Origin of the sequence: uncultured Eudoraea sp. (assembly GCF_947490415.1) — a bacterium.
GTDB lineage: Bacteria > Bacteroidota > Bacteroidia > Flavobacteriales > Flavobacteriaceae > Eudoraea.
The window spans coordinates 147,277-166,972 of record NZ_CANLGX010000006.1; the positions used below are offsets into that span (position 1 = coordinate 147,277).

Annotated in this window: 23 protein-coding genes; 14 read left to right on the forward strand and 9 right to left on the reverse strand. The window is 38.1% G+C overall.

Going from position 1 to position 19,696, the window contains the following annotated elements:
* Positions 1-48 precede the first annotated feature (48 nt).
* The 11 genes from ccoS to Q0874_RS15380 are packed head-to-tail and all read left to right on the forward strand — an operon-like array spanning position 49 to position 9,462.
* Complete coding sequence (ccoS, locus tag Q0874_RS15330) at positions 49-264, forward strand: cbb3-type cytochrome oxidase assembly protein CcoS (protein WP_299164397.1); 216 nt, start codon at positions 49-51, stop codon at positions 262-264.
* A 2-nt stretch (positions 265-266) separates the two neighbouring features.
* On the forward strand, positions 267-2,468 hold the full coding sequence (gene ccoN, locus Q0874_RS15335) for a cytochrome-c oxidase, cbb3-type subunit I (RefSeq protein WP_299164398.1): 2,202 nt from the start codon (positions 267-269) through the stop codon (positions 2,466-2,468).
* Between the two features lie 3 nt (positions 2,469-2,471).
* Entirely contained in the window at positions 2,472-2,654 is a 183-nt protein-coding gene (locus Q0874_RS15340) for a CcoQ/FixQ family Cbb3-type cytochrome c oxidase assembly chaperone (RefSeq protein ID WP_299164399.1), read from the forward strand.
* 5 nt (positions 2,655-2,659) lie between these two features.
* On the forward strand, positions 2,660-3,616 hold the full coding sequence (locus Q0874_RS15345) for a cbb3-type cytochrome c oxidase N-terminal domain-containing protein (protein WP_299164400.1): 957 nt from the start codon (positions 2,660-2,662) through the stop codon (positions 3,614-3,616).
* Between the two features lie 40 nt (positions 3,617-3,656).
* Positions 3,657-5,066 (forward strand): cytochrome c oxidase accessory protein CcoG, encoded by a 1,410-nt coding sequence (gene ccoG, locus Q0874_RS15350; protein ID WP_299164401.1) that lies wholly within the window; start codon positions 3,657-3,659, stop codon positions 5,064-5,066.
* Positions 5,067-5,094: 28 nt separating this feature from the next.
* Complete coding sequence (locus Q0874_RS15355; protein ID WP_299164402.1) at positions 5,095-5,541, forward strand: FixH family protein; 447 nt, start codon at positions 5,095-5,097, stop codon at positions 5,539-5,541.
* 8 nt (positions 5,542-5,549) lie between these two features.
* Positions 5,550-6,251, forward strand: coding sequence for a sulfite exporter TauE/SafE family protein (locus Q0874_RS15360; protein ID WP_299164403.1), 702 nt, complete (start codon positions 5,550-5,552; stop codon positions 6,249-6,251).
* Positions 6,252-6,300: 49 nt separating this feature from the next.
* The gene (locus Q0874_RS15365; protein WP_299164404.1) at positions 6,301-7,572 is read left to right on the forward strand and encodes an acetyl-CoA hydrolase/transferase C-terminal domain-containing protein; all 1,272 of its coding nucleotides are present in this window, start codon (positions 6,301-6,303) and stop codon (positions 7,570-7,572) included.
* A gap of 9 nt (positions 7,573-7,581) precedes the next feature.
* The gene (deoC, locus tag Q0874_RS15370; protein WP_299164405.1) at positions 7,582-8,232 is read left to right on the forward strand and encodes a deoxyribose-phosphate aldolase; all 651 of its coding nucleotides are present in this window, start codon (positions 7,582-7,584) and stop codon (positions 8,230-8,232) included.
* A gap of 3 nt (positions 8,233-8,235) precedes the next feature.
* Positions 8,236-8,940, forward strand: a complete 705-nt coding sequence (gene deoD / locus Q0874_RS15375) for a purine-nucleoside phosphorylase (RefSeq protein WP_299164406.1) — start codon at positions 8,236-8,238, stop codon at positions 8,938-8,940.
* An 18-nt stretch (positions 8,941-8,958) separates the two neighbouring features.
* Positions 8,959-9,462 carry a DUF1643 domain-containing protein gene (locus Q0874_RS15380; protein WP_299164407.1) on the forward strand — a complete coding sequence of 168 codons (504 nt, stop codon included), beginning with the start codon at positions 8,959-8,961 and terminating at the stop codon, positions 9,460-9,462.
* Here Q0874_RS15380 and Q0874_RS15385 read toward each other — a convergent pair.
* The 9 genes from Q0874_RS15385 to Q0874_RS15425 all read right to left on the reverse strand — a co-directional run bounded on the left by Q0874_RS15385 (position 9,459) and on the right by Q0874_RS15425 (position 16,783).
* Complete coding sequence (locus Q0874_RS15385; RefSeq protein WP_299164408.1) at positions 9,459-10,241, reverse strand: ABC transporter permease; 783 nt, start codon at positions 10,239-10,241, stop codon at positions 9,459-9,461. The genes Q0874_RS15380 and Q0874_RS15385 overlap by 4 nt on opposite strands.
* Entirely contained in the window at positions 10,234-10,944 is a 711-nt protein-coding gene (locus Q0874_RS15390; RefSeq protein ID WP_299164409.1) for an ABC transporter ATP-binding protein, read from the reverse strand. The genes Q0874_RS15385 and Q0874_RS15390 overlap by 8 nt, the downstream gene beginning before the upstream one ends.
* Positions 10,941-12,173 carry a nitrous oxide reductase family maturation protein NosD gene (locus tag Q0874_RS15395; RefSeq protein WP_299164410.1) on the reverse strand — a complete coding sequence of 411 codons (1,233 nt, stop codon included), beginning with the start codon at positions 12,171-12,173 and terminating at the stop codon, positions 10,941-10,943. Before Q0874_RS15395 ends, Q0874_RS15390 begins: the two co-directional genes overlap by 4 nt.
* A gap of 8 nt (positions 12,174-12,181) precedes the next feature.
* Positions 12,182-12,478, reverse strand: a complete 297-nt coding sequence (locus tag Q0874_RS15400; protein WP_299164411.1) for a cupin domain-containing protein — start codon at positions 12,476-12,478, stop codon at positions 12,182-12,184.
* Position 12,479: 1 nt separating this feature from the next.
* Positions 12,480-12,914 carry a nitrous oxide reductase accessory protein NosL gene (locus Q0874_RS15405; RefSeq protein ID WP_299164412.1) on the reverse strand — a complete coding sequence of 145 codons (435 nt, stop codon included), beginning with the start codon at positions 12,912-12,914 and terminating at the stop codon, positions 12,480-12,482.
* Positions 12,904-13,563, reverse strand: coding sequence for a hypothetical protein (locus Q0874_RS15410; protein ID WP_299164457.1), 660 nt, complete (start codon positions 13,561-13,563; stop codon positions 12,904-12,906). Before Q0874_RS15410 ends, Q0874_RS15405 begins: the two co-directional genes overlap by 11 nt.
* 131 nt (positions 13,564-13,694) lie before the next feature.
* A complete protein-coding gene (nosZ, locus tag Q0874_RS15415) occupies positions 13,695-15,650 on the reverse strand; it encodes a Sec-dependent nitrous-oxide reductase (protein ID WP_299164413.1) in 1,956 nt (651 codons plus the stop codon).
* A 33-nt stretch (positions 15,651-15,683) separates the two neighbouring features.
* The gene (locus Q0874_RS15420; RefSeq protein WP_299164414.1) at positions 15,684-16,265 is read right to left on the reverse strand and encodes a fasciclin domain-containing protein; all 582 of its coding nucleotides are present in this window, start codon (positions 16,263-16,265) and stop codon (positions 15,684-15,686) included.
* Between the two features lie 11 nt (positions 16,266-16,276).
* Positions 16,277-16,783, reverse strand: a complete 507-nt coding sequence (locus tag Q0874_RS15425; RefSeq protein ID WP_299164415.1) for a cytochrome c — start codon at positions 16,781-16,783, stop codon at positions 16,277-16,279.
* Positions 16,784-16,906: 123 nt separating this feature from the next.
* On the opposite strand from Q0874_RS15425, the gene Q0874_RS15430 reads away from it, so the two are divergent.
* The 3 genes from Q0874_RS15430 to Q0874_RS15440 all read left to right on the forward strand — a co-directional run bounded on the left by Q0874_RS15430 (position 16,907) and on the right by Q0874_RS15440 (position 19,691).
* Positions 16,907-17,338, forward strand: coding sequence for an Rrf2 family transcriptional regulator (locus Q0874_RS15430; protein ID WP_299164416.1), 432 nt, complete (start codon positions 16,907-16,909; stop codon positions 17,336-17,338).
* Positions 17,339-17,416: 78 nt separating this feature from the next.
* Positions 17,417-18,808 carry a Gfo/Idh/MocA family oxidoreductase gene (locus Q0874_RS15435; protein ID WP_299164417.1) on the forward strand — a complete coding sequence of 464 codons (1,392 nt, stop codon included), beginning with the start codon at positions 17,417-17,419 and terminating at the stop codon, positions 18,806-18,808.
* Between the two features lie 10 nt (positions 18,809-18,818).
* The gene (locus Q0874_RS15440; RefSeq protein WP_299164418.1) at positions 18,819-19,691 is read left to right on the forward strand and encodes a PIG-L deacetylase family protein; all 873 of its coding nucleotides are present in this window, start codon (positions 18,819-18,821) and stop codon (positions 19,689-19,691) included.
* Positions 19,692-19,696 lie beyond the last annotated feature (5 nt).

Below are 19,696 nucleotides of genomic sequence, written 5' to 3' on the forward strand. Positions count from 1 at the left end.
TTTTGAAATTGTCCACAAATGTAGTTTTACGCCAGAATTCAGGTAGGTATGAGTGTCATTTATTTATTGCTTACAATTAGTATTGTAGTAGCACTGGTTTTCTTTGCTGCTTTTATCATTTCTGTTCGGAGCGGGCAGTATGATGACTCGTATACTCCCTCAGTCAGAATGTTATTTGAAGATGAAGTTGTAAAAAACACAACTATAGAACCTACTACTAAAATCAAAAAATCAAACCAACTAAATAAAAAGCAAAATTTGTAATTATGGAAGTACAACAGTTCTATTACGACAACAAGATCGTAAAAAATTTCCTCTATGCCACCTTGTTTTGGGGAATCATTGGTATGCTCGTAGGATTACTACTTGCATTAATGTTTCTATTCCCTAATATAACAGATGGAATATCATTTCTAAGTTTCGGACGACTTCGCCCATTGCACACCAATGCTGTTATCTTTGCATTCGTAGGGAACGCTATCTTTGCCGGGGTTTATTACTCTACCCAGCGTTTACTCAAAGCCCGTATGTTTAGTGACTTCCTAAGTAAGTTTAACTTCTGGGGGTGGCAAGCTATAATAGTAGCGGCAGCAATCACGCTTCCTCTTGGATATAGTACTTCTAAAGAATATGCTGAGTTGGAGTGGCCAATTGATATTGCAATTGCGCTTGTATGGGTCGCATTTGGATGGAACCTGATTGGAACAATGGTTAAAAGAAGACAACGTCACCTTTATGTGGCTATTTGGTTCTATTTGGCCACATTCGTAACAGTAGCTGTTCTTCATATCTTTAATAGTTTGGAATTACCGGTTAGCGCTTTAAAAAGTTATTCGGTATATGCAGGAGTTCAGGATGCTTTGGTTCAATGGTGGTACGGTCATAACGCTGTGGCTTTCTTCCTTACCACACCTTTTTTAGGACTAATGTATTATTTTGTTCCTAAAGCGGCCAACAGGCCTGTATACTCCTATAGACTTTCCATAGTCCATTTCTGGTCATTGATTTTTATTTACATCTGGGCCGGACCTCACCATTTACTCTATTCGGCCTTACCCGATTGGGCACAAAATTTAGGTGTAGCATTTTCAGTTATGCTTATTGCTCCTTCCTGGGGTGGTATGATAAATGGGTTACTGACCCTTAGAGGAGCCTGGGATAAGGTACGTACAGACCCAACCCTTAAATTTATGGTGGTTGCAATTACAGGTTATGGGATGGCGACTTTTGAAGGTCCCATGTTATCCCTGAAAAATGTAAATGCCATAGCCCATTTTAGTGATTGGATTATTGCACATGTCCATGTAGGTGCCCTTGCCTGGAATGGTTTTCTGGCCTTTGGAATGATATACTGGATGGTGCCCAAAATGTTTAAAACCAGACTGCATTCTATCCCTATGGCTAATTTCCACTTTTGGATTGGTACTTTAGGAATCATATTATATGCCTTGCCCATGTATGTCGCCGGCTTTACTCAGGCTTTGATGTGGAAAGAATTTAATCCGGATGGCTCCCTTGTTTACGGGAACTTCTTAGAGACGGTAAATGAAATTATGCCAATGTACTGGATGCGGGCGATTGGTGGCAGCCTGTACATTGTTGGGTTTATTGTAATGTTGTACAACATAGTAGTTACGGTTCGCTCGGGTAGCAAGGTGGAAGATGAACTTGCAGAAGCGGCAGCCCTAACCAGGGTATCTAAAAAAAGAACCGCAGGAGAAACGTATCATACCTGGCTGGAACGCAAACCTATTAAATTGACAATATTTGCTACAATAGCCATTCTTATTGGGGGGATTGTCCAGATAGTCCCAACTATTCTGGTAAAATCAAATATACCAACTATTACAAGTGTAAAACCATATACTCCTCTGGAATTGGAGGGAAGAGATCTTTATATACGTGAAGGTTGTGTAGGTTGTCATTCTCAGATGATTCGTCCTTTCAGAAGCGAGGTGGAACGATATGGAGAATACGCCAAAGCAGGAGAGTTTGTTTATGATCACCCATTCCTTTGGGGGAGTAAACGTACAGGGCCTGATTTATTGCGAATTGGGGGTAAATATTCCGATAGTTGGCATCTTAACCATATGTATGACCCCCAAAGCACCTCTTCAGGTTCCATAATGCCGGCATATCAGTGGTTAGTTCTCAATGAACACGACAGAAGTGATATACAGGGAAAAATGGAAGCAATGGTAAGTCTCGGTGTACCTTATACCGAAGAGGAAATTGCGAATGCAGAGGCTTCTATGGAAGAACAGTCCATACAAATAGAAGAAAACCTTTATGCTGATCCCGATTTTGTAAAATCCTATGAAGCAGATAAAAAATACGCTGCGGATAACGGATTGGACTTTGTAGAAATGCGTGATCGTGAAATAGTTTCGCTAATCGCTTACTTACAGCGGCTAGGTACGGATATAAAAGTTAAGGAAACCGACGAATTATTGTCAGAAAACAAGTAGATCATGCTAAAATTTATAAAAAATCACATGGAAAGTATGGAAGGCATTGCCACGTATCCCATGATATCATTACTTATCTTCTTTATATTTTTTGCCATTCTTTTTTGGTGGGTATTTACCGCCTCCAAAGAGCATATAAAAGAAGTAAGTGAAATACCCTTAGAAGATAATCAACCAAAACAATAAGAGCCATGAAAAATATGTCACCCTGGTGGATCAGAATCCCTATAATATTCTTTATCATCTTCGGACTGATGGAGTACTTTATTGACTCCGGAGAAAAACCTGCATTTATTGAATATCCTATAACACAGTTCTTTCTGTTGATGGTGTTATTAATTTTAATTGCAATTGAGCTTATTTTAAAGTCTATAGAAAATGTTATGTTTCAAACCCTTTCCTCAGAAGGTAAAGAAAGGTATTTGGAATCTAAATCTAAACAACTGGAATGGAGTTGGGGTAAGAAAATGTACCAAAAACTACTAGGCTCCAAACCCATAGAGGCTGAAGGTGAAATCATTTTGGATCACAACTATGATGGTATAAAAGAGCTTGACAATAAATTACCGCCATGGTGGGTTTACCTTTTTTATGCCACCATTATTTTTGGGGTTATATACCTTATAAGATTCGAAATTTATGGCGATTATGATCAGGATTTAGAATATGAACTGGAGGTAGCAGAAGCACAGGCCCAAATTGAAGCTTATAAAAAAACTGCTAAAGATCTGGTAGATGTAAATACTGTGGCATTATTAACTGAAGCCTCAGATATTAGTGCAGGAAAATCCATATTTGAAACCAATTGCGTTGTATGTCATATGGCAGATGGTGGCGGAGGGATTGGCCCAAATCTTGCAGACGAATATTGGATCCTGGGAGGTGGAATTAAAAATGTGTTTAATACCATTTCGGAAGGTGGTCGGGCCGGTAAAGGAATGGTTTCATGGAAGCAAACGCTTAAACCATTAGAAATGGCACAGGTAGCCAGTTATCTGCTAAGTTTTCAAGGCACTACACCAGCTAATCCCAAGGCAGCTGAAGGAGACCTATGGGTAGACGAAAATGCTCCAGAAGAGGAAAGCGCGCCTAATGATGCTACTCCGGATAAGGAGACGGACTCTACCTCGGTGGTTATTAATGAATAAATTCATACTTAGGTATGAATAGGGGATAGAAGATAAAGCTATGGAAGAGAATTTCAGGGACACCATTGGGACCATTGACGAAGAAGGAAAGCGGGCCTGGATATTCCCTAAAAAACCTAGTGGCAGGTATTACAGGTATCGAAAATGGGTTAGTTATGGTTTGCTGATCTTCCTCTTTGCTTCACCATTTATTAAACTTAATGGTAACCAGTTCCTGATGTTTAATGTTTTGGAGCGTCGGTTTAATATTTTTGGCTTTCCGTTTTGGCCGCAGGATTTCCACCTTTTTGTTATTTCTATGATTATAGGGGTAATTTTTATAGCGTTTTTTACCGTGGCATTTGGACGTATTTTTTGTGGATGGATGTGTCCTCAAACTATATTTATGGAAATGGTCTTCAGGCGAATTGAGTATTGGATAGATGGAGACAGAGGTGCTCAGATGCGATTGGCAAAGCAATCATGGAATGCAGATAAAATACGGAAACGATTACTAAAATGGTTCGCCTTCTTTGTAATGTCCTTTTTAATTGCAAATGTCTTCCTGGCCTATCTTATTGGGAGTGACAAATTAATGCAATACATCACAGATGGTCCCCTTACCCATATGAATACATTGGTGTCTCTTCTTGTTTTTACGGCAGTATTCTATTTTGTTTTTGCATGGTTCAGAGAACAGGTCTGCATAATTGCCTGCCCCTATGGGAGAATGCAAGGGGTATTATTAGACAATAAGTCCATTGTAGTTGCCTATGACCATAAACGCGGTGAAGCCGAAAATGGTCGGAAGAAATTTCGAAAAAATGAAGACAGGAAAGCACAGGGTTATGGAGATTGTATAGACTGCTTTCAATGTGTTAATGTATGCCCTACTGGTATTGATATTAGAAATGGAACTCAATTAGAATGTGTGAATTGTACGGCTTGTATAGATGAATGTGACACGATTATGGAAAAAATAGACCTTCCGAAAGGTCTTATTCGTTATGCCAGTGAAGACAATATTGAAAAAAAGGCGAAATTTACTTTTAGTCCCAGATTAAAAGGATACTCTGCAGTACTTGTCATATTAATTGGAGTGCTCATTGGTATGCTTTTCTTAAGAAATGATCTGGAAGCCAATATTTTAAGGTTACCCGGACAACTATATGAACATAAAGAAGGTAACATAATCAGTAATGTGTACACCTACAAGCTGATAAATAAAACATCCAAAGACATTAGTGATGTTAGTTTTAAACTTCTCTCTCATAAAGGAAAAATTGATTTGGTATCACATCGCAGTTTTGAGGTCCCTGCACAGCAATTGGCAGAAGGCACCTTGTTTATAGAAATTAATAATGCTGCATTGAATGGTGATAAAGACAAATTGAAGATTGGGGTATATAGTGGAGATCAATTAATTGAAACAACAACGGCCAGATTCCTGGCACCTAGAAGCTATAATTAGGAGTATTCATTAATAAGAAATAAAAAATATGAAGTTTAACTGGGGAACAGGAATAGTTTTGGCATTTATCGCATTTATTGCATTTATAATGTATTTCGTAATTCTTGCAAGTACAGATAACAGTGCCAATCATGATTTAGTCACAGAGGAGTATTACAAGGAAGAACTGGCTTATCAGAAGGAGATTGACGCACTTAATAATGCCAAAGATTATGCTGCCCAATTCAGTTTTGTTAACGAGGAAAATGGAATAGCCATTACTTTCCCACCAAAAATGAATTATAAAGAAATAGAAGGTAAAGTGTCCCTATATAGACCATCCAATAAACACTTGGATTTTGACTTTCCTTTAAGTTTATCCAATAAACATTTGCTCATACCTGACAAACGTTTGTTGGATGGTCGCTGGGACATTAAAATTTACTGGAATTATCAGGGCAAAAAGTACCTGGTAAAAGAAAGTATCACCTATTAATTAGTAATATGTTATTGTCTGCTTTAGTCTTAGGCCTTTTGGGGAGTTTACACTGCATAGGCATGTGCGGACCCATTGCCTTTATGCTGCCTGTAAGTCGGAATAATAAGTATAAAAAAGCAGGTCAGGTTTTCATTTACCATTTTGGAAGACTAATGGCATATGGCATTATTGGTTTATTATTTGGCCTATTGGGAAAGGGACTATACATCTTTGGTATACAGCAAAAATTATCGATTCTTATTGGGGTACTCATGATATTAATTGTAATCATGCCCTTTAACTATATGAGCAGGCTTAGCTTTTCAAGACCTGTGTATCGCATTATTGGAAAAATTAAAAGTAGTTTAGGTAAAGCATTGAAAAAGAAAACGGCAGATACTTTTCTAACTATTGGCTTTTTAAATGGGTTCCTGCCTTGCGGACTGGTTTATATGGCCCTGTTGGGAGCAATTGCCATGGGTACAGCTCTTGAAGGTTCGTTATATATGATTTTGTTTGGTTTAGGTACTGTTCCATTAATGTCAACAGCCGTTTATCTGAGTGGAATATTAAAGGATTCTTCTAAGCGGCGAATACGTAAATTAATACCCGTTTTTGTAGTTATCATAGGATTACTTTTTATTCTGAGAGGAATGGGTTTAGGAATACCATATGTATCCCCAAAACCAATGGTTGAAATGGTTTCTACAGAATTAGAATGTCATTAGCCTTAATTTATTTAAATGAGGCGCTTTATAAATCCAATATAATACTAACATGAAAATTGTTACCGCAGCAGAAGCTGCCGCCATTGTAAAATCCGGGGATCGAATATTTCTGCAAGGAGCTGCTATGACTCCCAATACTTTAATTAATAGTATTTGTGAAAGATATGAGGAACTAGAACAAGTAGAGATTATTTCAATTCATACTGAAGGAGAGGTGAAATATGCAATACCTCCCTATAATCAGGCATTTAATATAAACAGTTGTTTTGTTGGAGGCAATGTTAGAAAAGCCGTGAATACAAATAAAGGTGATTATATACCCATCTTTCTTAGCGAAATACATTTTCTTTTCAGGCGAAATATATTACCCCTTGATGTGGCAGTGGTTCAGGTATCTCCCCCGGACCGTCATGGGTATTGTTCTTTAGGAGTTTCTGTAGATATTGCTTTGCCGGCAATACAAACGGCAAAAAAAGTAATCGCTCAGATTAATCCTCAGGTACCAAGGACTCACGGAGATGGTATTATTCATAAAAACAGTATTGATATGGCTATTGAGGTTGATCAGCCTATCCATGTTGCACCAATTACACAAATAACAGATTTAGAACACGCAATTGGAAAAAATGTTGCCGAACTAATTGAGGATGGCGCTACTTTGCAATTAGGTATCGGAAATATTCCCAACGCCGTTTTAAGCAATTTACACAACCATAAAAGATTGGGGGTACATACAGAAATGTTTTCCGATGGTCTTTTACCTTTGGTTGAGAAAGGCATTATTACAGGAGAAGAAAAAGAGATTAAAACCGGTAAAATTGTTACTTGTTTCGCCGCAGGCACTAAAAATTTATACGATTTTGTAGATGATAATCCACTGGTACATTTCAAAGAAGCGGGATATACCAATGATACCAGTGTAATTTCAAGAAACCCTAAAGTAACGGCAATAAACAGTGCCATTGAAATAGATCTAACCGGGCAGGTGTGTGCCGACAGTATTGGACAACGACACTTTTCCGGTGTAGGCGGTCAAATGGATTTTATAAGAGGTGCCGCTATTTCAGAAGGAGGAAAACCAATTTTTGCACTTTCCTCAGCCACGGCAAAAGGAGTAAGCAAGATTACCCCTACCCTTAAAGAGGGTGCGGGAGTTACGACCACCCGAGCTCACGTTCACTATGTGGTTACTGAGTTTGGTGTGGTAAATCTTTTTGGTAAAAATTTGTATGAAAGGGCAAAAGCCCTGATATCTATTTCACACCCGGACCATCGTGAAATGTTGATAAAAGCCGCATATGAACGATTTGAACGATCTTAAAACGCATTAATGCAAATAGAGCGATATATTGACCATACTTTATTAAAGCCTACGGCAACGCCCAGGGCAATAAAACAGTTATGCGCTGAAGCCCGGGAATTTAATTTTTACGCTGTTTGCGTTAATAGTTGTTATGTTGCGCTGGCAAAGGAAGAATTAAAGGATTCCGATATCAAAATAGCCGCTGTAGTTGGCTTTCCGTTAGGTGCCATGTCTACTGAAGCTAAACTGTGTGAGGCCAAATACTGCATTGAACATGGGGCAGATGAAATAGATATGGTTATAAATCTTGGTTGGTTAAAATTCGAAGAATACCGTCTGGTAAAAGATGAAATAGCTAAAATAAAACAGGTCATTGGCTCCAGGAATTTGAAAGTAATTATTGAAACCTGTTACTTAACTGCTGAAGAAAAAAAAATAGCCAGTATGCTGGTTGTTGAGGGTAAGGCTGATTTTGTAAAGACTTCAACCGGATTTGGCTCAGGAGGAGCTACTTTTGAAGATATTGAATTAATCCAGCGCATAATTCAAAACAAAATACAAATCAAAGCCTCAGGAGGAATAAAGGATAAAAAAACTGCTATACGCTACATAGATATGGGTGTTTCTCGTCTCGGCACTTCCTCAGGAATTGAAATAGTTAAAGAGACTAATCCATAATCTATGAGTGCTCACATTGATGCAAAAAAGAATGAGATTGCCGATACAGTTTTAATGCCGGGTGATCCTCTACGTGCCAAATGGATGGCTGAGACGTTTTTAGATAACGCTTATTGTTACTCAAATATTCGTGGTATGCTGGGTTATACCGGGGAATTTAAAGGGCAACGCATTTCAATACAGGGAAGTGGTATGGGCATCCCTTCGGCCATGATTTATTATCATGAACTTATTAAAGAATATGATGTGAAAAGAATAATCCGGGTGGGTACCGCAGGGTCTTATCATGAAGATGTTAAGATTAGGGATATTATTTTGGCCCTATCCGCTTCTACAAATTCGGGTATAAATAATGCTATTTTTAACGATGTCAGTTATGCACCTACGGCCAATTTTAATTTGTTGATGAAGGCTGTTCAATACACGCAGGAAAACAACATTCCTATAAAAGCCGGTAACGTACTTTCTTCAGATCAGTACTACGATGAAGATCCTTTGGCCTACAAAAAATGGGCTAACTATGGCGTGCTATGCGTTGAAATGGAAGCCGCCGGGCTTTATACTATAGCTGCAAAAAATAATATTGAGGCACTGGCTATCCTTACAATTTCGGACTCTTTGGTGACCGGTGAAAAATGCAGTTTCGAAGAACGGGAACGAACATTTGAAGAAATGGTTAAAATTGCTCTGAACATTTGCCAAGACTGATTAAGCATTTGTTGAACGATGATTTATAAACACATCCCTGACGTACTGGTAAAAGCCAAATTTTCTGATTGTAAAAAATTCCGCTATCAGCTTACAATAGAAAATGCGGTAAAAACAAGCGGCAACACCCTTTGTGTTATCATGCAAAATCCCAGCGTTGCCAATTCAAAATTTGCGGACAAATCTGTTCAATTTCTGGAAAAACTCATTTTTGAAAAAGAAGTTGAGCCATTTAGAAACGTAAAAACTATTATAGTAGTTAATCTGTTTGCCTATATACAAACTAAAGATTTTAAAGGAGCTTCATCTAAAATCGGGAAAGAGAATGACAGTTTTATAAGGCAGGCTATAGAAGATTCCGATATCGTAATAGTTGCCTGGGGCAAAACCAATTCTTATTCGGAACGCCGGAATGTAATACATGCCATATTACAGGATTATCCCAAAAAAAGACTGCTTAAAACCAGGGTACATCCATCAAGAGGAACTTATAAAGATTTTATCGAACCTTATTCTTTCTAAAAATCCTTTTTGTTTGCTTTTCTAATGAGATTATACAATGGAATAAGTGTCCATAAAATCAACATAAAGATTGAAATAAAGAACCCTGATCTCGTTCCGAAAAAAGATTTGAATACAGCCCCCGTATAACCCATAAGGGCAGATATATCTAATTTCAAAAGTATTAGTGTTCTGGAAAGATCTACAGGGTTAAGCATTGTGGCCACCAAAGAATATTTGTCTAAAGGATAGTCCTCAAATATTATAAGTGATAATAGAAACAACCCATCATAAATTACCGCAAAAAACAACCATAATAATACAGCATAACCAAATCCTTTAATCTTATTTTCATTGGACAATGCAATGTTAAACGACAAAGCGGTGAAAATTAACGTCAGAAATGCTCCAACGACCAATAATAGTGAAAAATCCCAAATGGCATTGCTCCTAAAAAGTCCGTATGCAATAAAGGGAATCCCAAGTCCCATTACCAAACTTAAGGTCAAAGAACCCGCTACGCCTAAATACTGCCCTGTAAAAATAGAAGAACGCTTAATGGGCAGCGCCAGTAAAAGTTCAGTGAATTCTTTGGAATTATAGAAGTACATTACGCCAAAAATTGTGCCTATTAGCGGAACCAGGACAATGATAACATTCATAAGCGTAATAACTGCTTTGGAAACATCATTGTTTAGAAATAAAAGAACAAAACCAAGGGCAAGATAAAACAGAAAATACACATAGCTCCATCTGCTTCGCATTAGGTCGTAAAAGCTGTATTTCAGTATTTTAAACATTCTCAAAATTTGTTGCTATTGTAGCTATAGCGTGGTCAAAATTATTTTCACCTGTCCTTTCTTTGAGCTCCTTGATAGTTCCTTTAAAATAGATTTTACCTTCCAGCAGATATATTATTGTATCAGCCATTTCTTCAACAAACTGCATGATATGAGTTGTAATCAAAATAGTTTTGCCCTGCTGCTTTTCCTTTTGAATAAGCTTTTTTAAACTAATTAAGGCAGCCGGATCCAAACCAGTGGTAGGTTCATCCAAAATAATTAGCGGACTGTTAAACATAAAAGCCAAAAGTATGTTTACCTTTTGCCTGGTGCCGCCAGACAAGGAAGCCAGTTTATTATTTAAATATGGAGCTAATCCAAAGCTTGAAATAAGAACATCATCCTGACTTGGCTTTTGCCTTAAATCCTTGATCATTGCTATTAGTTCAAATACCCTTAAATTCCCCGGAAAATTGGCTATCTGGGGCAGGTAGTTGATTTCTTGTCTGTATTTCCAATTTTTTTTGACAGCCTTACCTTCGACTTCAATTTCACCTGAAGTAGGAATTACCATTCCTAAAATACATTTTATTAGAGTGGTTTTACCAGAACCATTAGGGCCAAGCACGGCATAAATACCAGGACTTTTAATAGAAAGGTTTGTTCCGCTCAGTACCTGATTCCTACCAAATTTTTTGTGGAGGTCTTCAATTTTTATCATTTTATTCTTTTCATGAGGGGGCTATTATCCATTAGATTATCCGGTGTAAAAATGGGCGATACTTTTTCTGAAAAATCTATGATATCCATAAATAAACTGCGCAGTAGTACAATAGTTTCAGGGGTTCTGTTCACAATATATGAAAATAGTTTAACAGGTCTGTAAGGTACATCTCCTACCCCATCCTTATTTAAATCATAACCAGCGTAATTACTCCAATAATTCTCCTTAAAGACATTGTCGTTAATTTTACTGTTATAAGATAGATCAAAGGAATTATTTAGAAAGTTGTTATTTACAAATGAATTCGCATAACATGCCCCTTTTACTTTCAAAGCCCAACCATTACTAATAAATTCATTGTTGTAATAATTTATTCTATTGGATCCTTCTACATTGATACCGATAGTATTATTGGTGAAAATATTGCCTGTAATTTCTGCATCATTGATCTCTTTTAATAACAAACCAAAAGAAGCTGTACCCCAGTTTTTTGAAAAAGTATTGTTGCGCATTGTAATTTTCTTTGAAAACATTACGGCCACACCAGCGCCATTGTTCTCGAAGGTATTATTTGTGTACACATCATCGTTTGAAAACATAAAATGAAGGCCATACCTCAGATTATTTGTGCTTAGGTTGTTATTGATGGTAATGTTATCAGAAAACTCCAGGTAAATACCATCGCGTACACCTTGTACAATATTTTGGTCTACCTGAACATTGTGGCAATACCATAATTGAATACCATTACCAGAATTATACTCATCCACTGCATCGCCATTAATCTTGTTGTTATACACTTTACCGTTATTCGATTTTTCAAGATATATACCGAAAAAGAGCTTTTCCAATACTACGTTCTGTATCAGGAAGTTTTCACTTTTAACTACCCGGATAGCGGCGTAATCTGTAGTGTAACTTGTGCCGACGTTAATAATGTATAGTCCATCAATAGTCACATTATCGGAAACAACGCGTATGATTTCGCCACGGTCTTCGCCGTCTACTACGGGGTAGTTTTCACCCTTTAAGGTTAAGGGTTTGTCTACAAGGATATTGAACTCTTTGTAGGTGCCTTTTTTGATAAGAACAGTATCAAATTTTGAAGACTTTGAAACAGCATCTTTAATAGACCTAAACTCACAGTCTGAGCATACTACCAAGGTCTTTGCTTTTAAACTAAAGATACTTAGAAACAATATTCCTAATAGAAAATATTTACCCATAATCAGTATTACCTTATTATAAGGAATTTTGAATTCTCGAGTGCTTTTACCCAATGTTTTTCATCTTTAGGAAAGGAGAAATGTTGATGTTTGGAAAGATGGTACTCTTTCTGATTGATATAAAAAATAATAGCGCCCTCCAAGACAATTAATTGTACATCTTTTGGTGACACATGTTCAGGAAAGATAGCGTTTTTTTCAAGGCTAATACTTAATATTTTTAAGTTTTCAGTATTTACCAGCTTATGAATCTGAAGCTTATTATACTCCTGTGAATTAATTCCATTATTAACCGTATACATCATTTTAATTATTCATGTGTTTCAAAAGTTCATTCCAGGAATAGAGCTCTCCTCCATTTTCTTCTTTTGCCACGGTTGCAGCTTCCATATTGTCAAATGCGGTTAAGAATTCCCCCATGGGACTGGGTATATTTTCACTTATCAGATAAGTTGCCTCCTGTGCGGCTATCAGTTCTCCTGGTTGCTCATAGTAATTGCAGAAATAAAGTGCAACTTCAACGGTATCTATGTCTTTCATATGATTAAGCATACATTCCACCGCATCAAATTTAAATGCCTTCCCTTTTTTAGTTACTATTTGAGCTGCATGTTGCTTATCTACAATGGTCATTGAACAAAAATGACATCCATCAGAACCATAAATAATTGGTTTTGGACTTACCTCACATGAAGCGAATATGAATAGGACTAAACTTAAAAAAATGAATTTATTTATCATTTGGTTTTACTTTAATCGGTCTTACCGAATTGGCACTTCTTTCGGGTTTCCATGCTTTTTTACCCACAAAAAATGCCATTACAGTCATCATCATACCCACAAACATGAACCACGCACCTGTCGATGGCAAAGAGGTTACGTCAAAATTAAGCATTTTTACATGCCCAAAAAGTGGTGGTTTGTAGCTCACAGGAGTGCCGTCTGCGTTGGTGAGTTTCATTATAGCATTAGGATCTAAATTGGTGCCGTAATCTACCATCCATTCGTTAAAATCATACATACCCAGTACTCCTAAGATACTCATGAGTACGAACCATCCCATAAACCATTTATAGCTAACTTTTTCAAAAAATCCCAACAGGCCTATCAATACACCTAAGGCTACCATTCCTCCAATGACCCATGGAAAGGTACTAAACTCCCACATATCCTCAGGTTTTGGTAGTGTACGCATGCCAATGTAGTGGTTAAGACCGTCAATGTTCTGAATATCAAATTCATCAACTCCCTTAATACCATCAATATATATATTCATTCCCAAAGGTTCCGGATATTGAGGTGCTCCGAGCATTATGTTCCAGAGCGGGAAAACATACAATCCCAAAAGAAACAAAGGACCAATGATCATCAGGATACTTGCTTTTTTCATCATTTCTGCTTTTTGATTGTTTACAAATCAAACGTGGCTTTGGAAGGATACTTTAATTTGTGAAAAAAGCGGGCAGGTCTTAGACACAGCCCGCTTTTATATGTGAAATAAAATTATTTACCAGAGTACTTTCATTCGCCTAAAGACCAGGAAAGGTCAATATTTGAATTAGCAGGAGATACTCTAACATAACCTTGCATTTCCTGGTGTAAAGCAGAACAAAAATCGGTACAGTAGAATGGCCATACCCCAACCTTTTTAGGTTCCCATAACGAGGTCTTGGTTTGCCCTGGCATTACTAGAATTTCGGAAGTCCCCTGACCAATTATGGAGAAACCATGTGGTACGTCAAAATCTTGCTCGTGGTTGGTGATATGGAAATAAACCTTATCCCCTACTTTGATACCCTCAATATTGTCTGGAGTAAAATGACTTCTGATAGTAGACATATAAATATGTACTTCATTCCCATTGCGTTCTACACGTGCATCATCAACACCCATAGTGGCATATTTATGCTTATTTTCATCCAATCGATAGATCTTTTTCGAATTTGATGCTAACAACTCGGCAGGGCAACCAGCAGCATAATGCGGTTCACCGTGGGTTGGGAAATCATAAATCAATTCCATTTTTTCCCCTGAAATATCATAAATCTGAGCAGAGTGCTCCATTTCAGGACCAGTAGGAAGATACCTGTCTTTGGTAATCTTGTTCATAGCAACAACATACTTCCCGAAAGGCTTTCTTGAATTTCCACCCGGAATCATCAAATGTCCTACAGAATAGTAAGTCGGTTTTCTATCGACAACCTCCCAGGTTCCCACTTTCCATTTTACCACTTCTGAGGAAATAAAGAAGGTAGTATAAGCATTCCCCTTGTCATCGAATTCGGTATGAAGTGGGCCTAAACCTCCACTTTTTACTGTACCTGCTAAGACCTCCTCAAATTTGAGAATAGGAATACCATAAGCCTCTCCATCAAATTTTTCTGCTTCGATTGCGGCCAACATTTTATCAAACGAATGTACCGTAATGTCTGCAGACAGTTTTCCGCTACCAATAATATATTCTCCCGTTGGATCTACATCACAGCCGTGTGGTGATTTAGGTGTGGGCAGGAAGTACAAAGCTCCGGGTACTTTGGTTGGATCTACCGTAACTACCTCTTTTATCATGGTAGAAGTCCCTGTATGGGTTTCCTCGTCATAGACATTGTGCGCATAGTTGGCAGGCATTTTAGTCCCGCCACCATTTTTAACATACTCCTCTATTTTCTTCCAGTTTACAGCAGCGATAAAATCCTTATCATTTTGCGAAGCCATAACTTCTAATAGAGAATTGGCCTCTTCGGTGTTATACGTTGAAAAGAAGAACCATCCATGAGATTTTCCACGACCGGGATGCGAAAGGTCATAATTGAAACCTGGCATCAATATCTGGAATTCCAGATTTAATCGGCCGTTATCAGGCGCAACACTAATAAAAGATAAAGCGCCTTTAAAATTTCCCTTGTATTCATTAATGGGCATATCGCGCTGTGGCACGGGCACTGAGAAGCGTGTGCCAGCTACGACATACTCCGTGTTTTCCGTAATAAATGACGAACTGTGGTTACCTGCACTGTTTGGAACCTCAATAATCTCTTCGGTCTCAAAAGTACTCAAACTTACCCTTGCTATACGGGGAGTATTGTTCCCATTTACAAAAATCCATCGACCATCCAATTCACCATTAGTTTGTGAAATATCAGGGTGATGTAAATCATCCCAAGGAACGAATCCAAAAGAAGTGTTCAGCATCGGTTTGGTTTCTTCCGAATAACCATATCCCGAAGTCGGGAATTGTGAGAATACGGGGATTTCCTTGAACATTCTCCCTGAGGGAAGTCCATATACCGTAAGGTTTCCGCTATAACCTCCAGAAAGGAAAGCGTAGAATTCGTCTTGTTCACCAGGAGCTACATACACTTTTTCAGCAGCGCTTGATGATAAAGCCCCATTTGATTTCTGAGATTGATTGTTGCAGCTGCTTAAGGTAATTCCTAACCCAAAGAGGACACAAATTAAATAGCTTAAATTTTTCATTGTTTTATTTTTAGTTTTAATTGATTAATGTTTTTATTCTTCCGGTGGTAACATTACCTTGTCTACCACATGAACAATTCCGTTACCTGCCTTAACACTGCCTATAATTTTAGCACCTCCAACAAAAACATCATCCCCTTCAACAACAATCATTACATTTTGATCATTGGCCTGCCCTAATTTTTTAAACTTCTTTAGAAAATCTTTAGAATAATTTCCAGGCGTAACATGATATTTTAAGATATTGGCCAACGCCTCTTTATTTTCCGGCTTTAACAAGTTGTCAACCGTTCCTTCAGGTAGTGCAGCAAAGGCTTCATTAGTAGGTGCAAATACCATTAACGGACCAGCATTTACCAAAACATTTTCAAGGTCAGCAGCTTGTACAGCCGCAACCAGCGTTGTATGATCCGGAGAACCAATAGCAATCTGTAGTACATTAGGAGTTGATCCGTCATCTTCAATAAAGGCCTGGCCACGTTCTTTATCTTCTTCAGTTGTTGGTGTTGTTGAAGAAGTTGTTCCTTCTATTTTAGCTTCATTTTTACAACCGACAAATAAAATCAGCATAAAAAATGAACCAACAAGTAGTCTTAATTTAGTAATTGTTTTCATATGATTGTTTGTTATAAAGTTCTAAAATACTCCAGCACAGCCCTTGCTTGTTCTTCAGTAAGACCTTGATTCGCCATTGGGGATCCATTGAACTCTAGCAACAAATCTTTCGCCAATGGATCTTCTTTTACCATCTGATCAGGATTAAGAATCATGTTCATAACCCATTCCGGTGTACGTCTTTCAAGGATGCCGTTAGGGGCCGGGCCAATAAATTTTTTGCCTATTCTATGGCATGCCAGGCACATTTGGTCATACACCTCTTTTCCAGTTACAGCCATTGCCTGGTCTATTTCCGGATTTAAGGTTAGTGAAGTCACTGGGCCAATACCCTTGTTGTCCAGATCAACGCGCTCCGATGCTTTTGTAGCAGAAGTTTCGGGAGGTGTGACGGGCTGTTCAGTGTCTGTTTTTTGCCTGGTAACACTAAAACCCTCTTTTTTCTTTTCTTCTTTTCCCCCACAGCTTATCATTAAAAGTGCAAAAAGGAATACGGTAATTTCATTAAGTTTTTTCATTCTATGATAGTTGTCAATTAATTTTCAAAAATAAAAGGAGAAAGAAAGAAAAAACATGATATTAATCATATTAAGGACAATAATATCTTTTTATCATTATATATTAATTTAATATTTCAAAATATGCTCTCAAATTCTTCAAAATATGCCCTAAAAGCAGTCTTATATCTCGCGCTACATACCGATGAGAATAATAAAATGATGGTAAAGGATATTAGTGAAAGAATAAACCTTCCAAAAGCTTATATAGCCAAATTATTACAAGAACTTTCCAAGCGCAAAATTATCTCTTCCACCAGGGGCCCTAAAGGGGGGTTCTACGTTACTCCATCTAATAAAAATGAAACTGTAATGCAAATAATAGAGGTTATAGATGGTAAAAAAAGGATGGAAACCTGTATGCTGGGTTTAGAAGACTGCAATGAGCAAAAACCATGTCCGATCCACAGATTAATAAGTCCTTCAAGATCAAAAATGATTACACTACTGGAAAATAAAACCATAAATGACCTGGCGAAGGATTTAGAATTAAACAAAACTTTTTTACCTGTCTGATTAACTTCTTGGAGTACTTCTTAAAAAAGTGTAATTTAAACTTCTTTAAAAAGAAAGTATCAACCTTAGTACTCCAACATGAAAAAGAATCAATCAAGAAGGTCATTCTTAAGACGGGCCGGTTTAGGCGCAGCTGCAATTTCCACAGCACCACAAATTTTAGCTTCCTCTTATCATCAAAAACTAGTACTTAACAGAACCTATGAAGAAAATACCTTTGCTATAAATGATCAGATAAATCTGGCGCTAATAGGATCCGGTATCCAAGGAATATATGACACCACAGCCGCATTAAAAGTTAAAGGTGTTAAACTTGTAGCCGCTTGTGATCTTTATTTAGGCAGGTTAGACAGGGCTAAAGAACTTTGGGGAGAGGATATAGCTGTTACCAGAGATTACAGAGAGATCCTTAACCGGAGTGATGTTGATGCCGTTATTGTAGCGGTCCCTGATCACTGGCATAAAAAAATCACAATTGAGGCCATGAAAGCAGGAAAAGCTGTCTACTGTGAAAAACCAATGGTGCAAAATTTCGTAGATGGCCATGAAATTATAAAAGTTCAAAAAGATACCGGTGCGCTTTGCCAGGTAGGAAGCCAGGGGATGTCCTCTTTAGGAAACGAAAAAGCAAGGCTTCTTTATGAAGATGGTGCAATTGGTGACCTGGTGCTTCTGGATATGTATAACGACAGATATTCTGCGGAAGGGGCCTGGCAATATCCTATTCCTCCTGATGCCGATCCAAATACAGTAGATTTTGATACCTTCCTGGGAACAGCTCCACAAGTCCCATTTGATTCTACACGTTTTTTTAGATGGCGGAATTACAGGGATTATGGAACCGGCGTGGCCGGAGATCTGTTTGTTCATGCATTTTCCACATTAAATTATATCATCAGTTCAAAAGGACCATCCCGGGCACTTTCTACAGGTGGTTTGCGCTACTGGAAGGACGGGCGCGATGTTCCTGATGTTACATTAACCTTTTACGATTATCCCAAAACTGAAACGCATGCCGCTTTTAACGCCTCATTCAGGGTGAATTTTATTGCAGGATCTGGTGGCGGAGGAGGCTTCAGGCTGGTAGGAACAGAAGGAGTTATGGAGGTAGGCTCAAATTCTGTAAAACTTGTACGCACCAAATTGGGAAGGACCCCTGGTAATTATTCCATGATTGCTTATACGGAAGAAACTCAAAAGAAAATCAGAGCAGAATATGCCTCTAAAAACCAGGAAAACAGAGAATCTGCGTTGAATATTGGGGAAACACTTTGGGAAGCGCCAGACGACTACAAAGGAGGTCACTATGACCATTTTTTTAATTTCTTCCAGGCAATCCGTGGCAAGAACACAATAATACAAGACCCTAATTTTGGCCTTAGGGCAGCAGGAGCTGCTTTGCTGGCAAATGAAAGCTATTATAAGAACAAACCGGTTAACTGGGACCCTGTTGGAATGAAACTAACCTAAACCGCAAATTATGAAAAGTCTGCTTCTTACTTTTATTTTATTATTTACCTTCCATTTATGTAATGCTCAAACCAGTACTGTAAATGTCATTGTATTTGGTGCCCACCCGGATGATTGCGATTCAGATGCCGGTGGGACAGCTATTCTACTGGCAAGGATGGGTCATAGGGTAAAATTTGTTTCTCTTACCAATGGGGATGCCGGACATTATAACAAAGGTGGTGGTACATTGGCAAAAATCAGGTTTGCCGAAGCCGAAGAAGCCGGAAAACGTTTTGGGGTAGAATATACAGTTTTGGATAACCACGACGGGGAACTAATGCCTACGCTGGAAAACAGGTTGAAGGTCATCCGTGAGATCCGTAAATGGAATGCGGATGTAGTAATAGCCCCCAGGCCAAATGACTACCACCCTGATCATCGCTATACAGGTATCCTGGTTCAGGATGCGGCTTATATGGTTATTGTACCAAATGTTGCCGCCGATACTCCCCCTCTAAAAAAGAATCCTGTTTTTTTGTATTCTGAAGATCGCTTTCAACGTCCAAACCCATTTAAGCCGGATATTGTTGTGGCTATTGATGCTGTTTTTGATCAGAAAATTTACGCCCTGGCAGCGCATGAATCACAATTTTTTGAATGGCTTCCCTGGACATCAGGAAATCTGGAGAAGGTTCCGATAGGAGAACAGGAACGACTTAAAATGCTGGCGAACTGGCGATCAAATGCACCCAATAAAGCGGCATTAGCCGCTCTTAAAAAATGGTATGGTGATAAAGCCTCCGAAATAAAACATGTAGAGAGTTTTGAAATTTGTGAATACGGAAATCAACCGACAGATGAGGAATTAAGAAAGTTGTTTCCTATGCTCCAAAAAAATTAGCAAAG

Coding starts and splice junctions, on each gene's coding strand:
- ccoS (WP_299164397.1), top strand. CDS start 49: ATGAGTGTCATTTATTTATTGCTTACAATTAGTATTGTAGTAGCACTG.
- ccoN (WP_299164398.1), top strand. CDS start 267: ATGGAAGTACAACAGTTCTATTACGACAACAAGATCGTAAAAAATTTC.
- Q0874_RS15340 (WP_299164399.1), top strand. CDS start 2,472: ATGCTAAAATTTATAAAAAATCACATGGAAAGTATGGAAGGCATTGCC.
- Q0874_RS15345 (WP_299164400.1), top strand. CDS start 2,660: ATGAAAAATATGTCACCCTGGTGGATCAGAATCCCTATAATATTCTTT.
- ccoG (WP_299164401.1), top strand. CDS start 3,657: ATGGAAGAGAATTTCAGGGACACCATTGGGACCATTGACGAAGAAGGA.
- Q0874_RS15355 (WP_299164402.1), top strand. CDS start 5,095: ATGAAGTTTAACTGGGGAACAGGAATAGTTTTGGCATTTATCGCATTT.
- Q0874_RS15360 (WP_299164403.1), top strand. CDS start 5,550: ATGTTATTGTCTGCTTTAGTCTTAGGCCTTTTGGGGAGTTTACACTGC.
- Q0874_RS15365 (WP_299164404.1), top strand. CDS start 6,301: ATGAAAATTGTTACCGCAGCAGAAGCTGCCGCCATTGTAAAATCCGGG.
- deoC (WP_299164405.1), top strand. CDS start 7,582: ATGCAAATAGAGCGATATATTGACCATACTTTATTAAAGCCTACGGCA.
- deoD (WP_299164406.1), top strand. CDS start 8,236: ATGAGTGCTCACATTGATGCAAAAAAGAATGAGATTGCCGATACAGTT.
- Q0874_RS15380 (WP_299164407.1), top strand. CDS start 8,959: ATGATTTATAAACACATCCCTGACGTACTGGTAAAAGCCAAATTTTCT.
- Q0874_RS15385 (WP_299164408.1), bottom strand. CDS start 10,241: ATGTTTAAAATACTGAAATACAGCTTTTACGACCTAATGCGAAGCAGA.
- Q0874_RS15390 (WP_299164409.1), bottom strand. CDS start 10,944: ATGATAAAAATTGAAGACCTCCACAAAAAATTTGGTAGGAATCAGGTA.
- Q0874_RS15395 (WP_299164410.1), bottom strand. CDS start 12,173: ATGGGTAAATATTTTCTATTAGGAATATTGTTTCTAAGTATCTTTAGT.
- Q0874_RS15400 (WP_299164411.1), bottom strand. CDS start 12,478: ATGATGTATACGGTTAATAATGGAATTAATTCACAGGAGTATAATAAG.
- Q0874_RS15405 (WP_299164412.1), bottom strand. CDS start 12,914: ATGATAAATAAATTCATTTTTTTAAGTTTAGTCCTATTCATATTCGCT.
- Q0874_RS15410 (WP_299164457.1), bottom strand. CDS start 13,563: ATGAAAAAAGCAAGTATCCTGATGATCATTGGTCCTTTGTTTCTTTTG.
- nosZ (WP_299164413.1), bottom strand. CDS start 15,650: ATGAAAAATTTAAGCTATTTAATTTGTGTCCTCTTTGGGTTAGGAATT.
- Q0874_RS15420 (WP_299164414.1), bottom strand. CDS start 16,265: ATGAAAACAATTACTAAATTAAGACTACTTGTTGGTTCATTTTTTATG.
- Q0874_RS15425 (WP_299164415.1), bottom strand. CDS start 16,783: ATGAAAAAACTTAATGAAATTACCGTATTCCTTTTTGCACTTTTAATG.
- Q0874_RS15430 (WP_299164416.1), top strand. CDS start 16,907: ATGCTCTCAAATTCTTCAAAATATGCCCTAAAAGCAGTCTTATATCTC.
- Q0874_RS15435 (WP_299164417.1), top strand. CDS start 17,417: ATGAAAAAGAATCAATCAAGAAGGTCATTCTTAAGACGGGCCGGTTTA.
- Q0874_RS15440 (WP_299164418.1), top strand. CDS start 18,819: ATGAAAAGTCTGCTTCTTACTTTTATTTTATTATTTACCTTCCATTTA.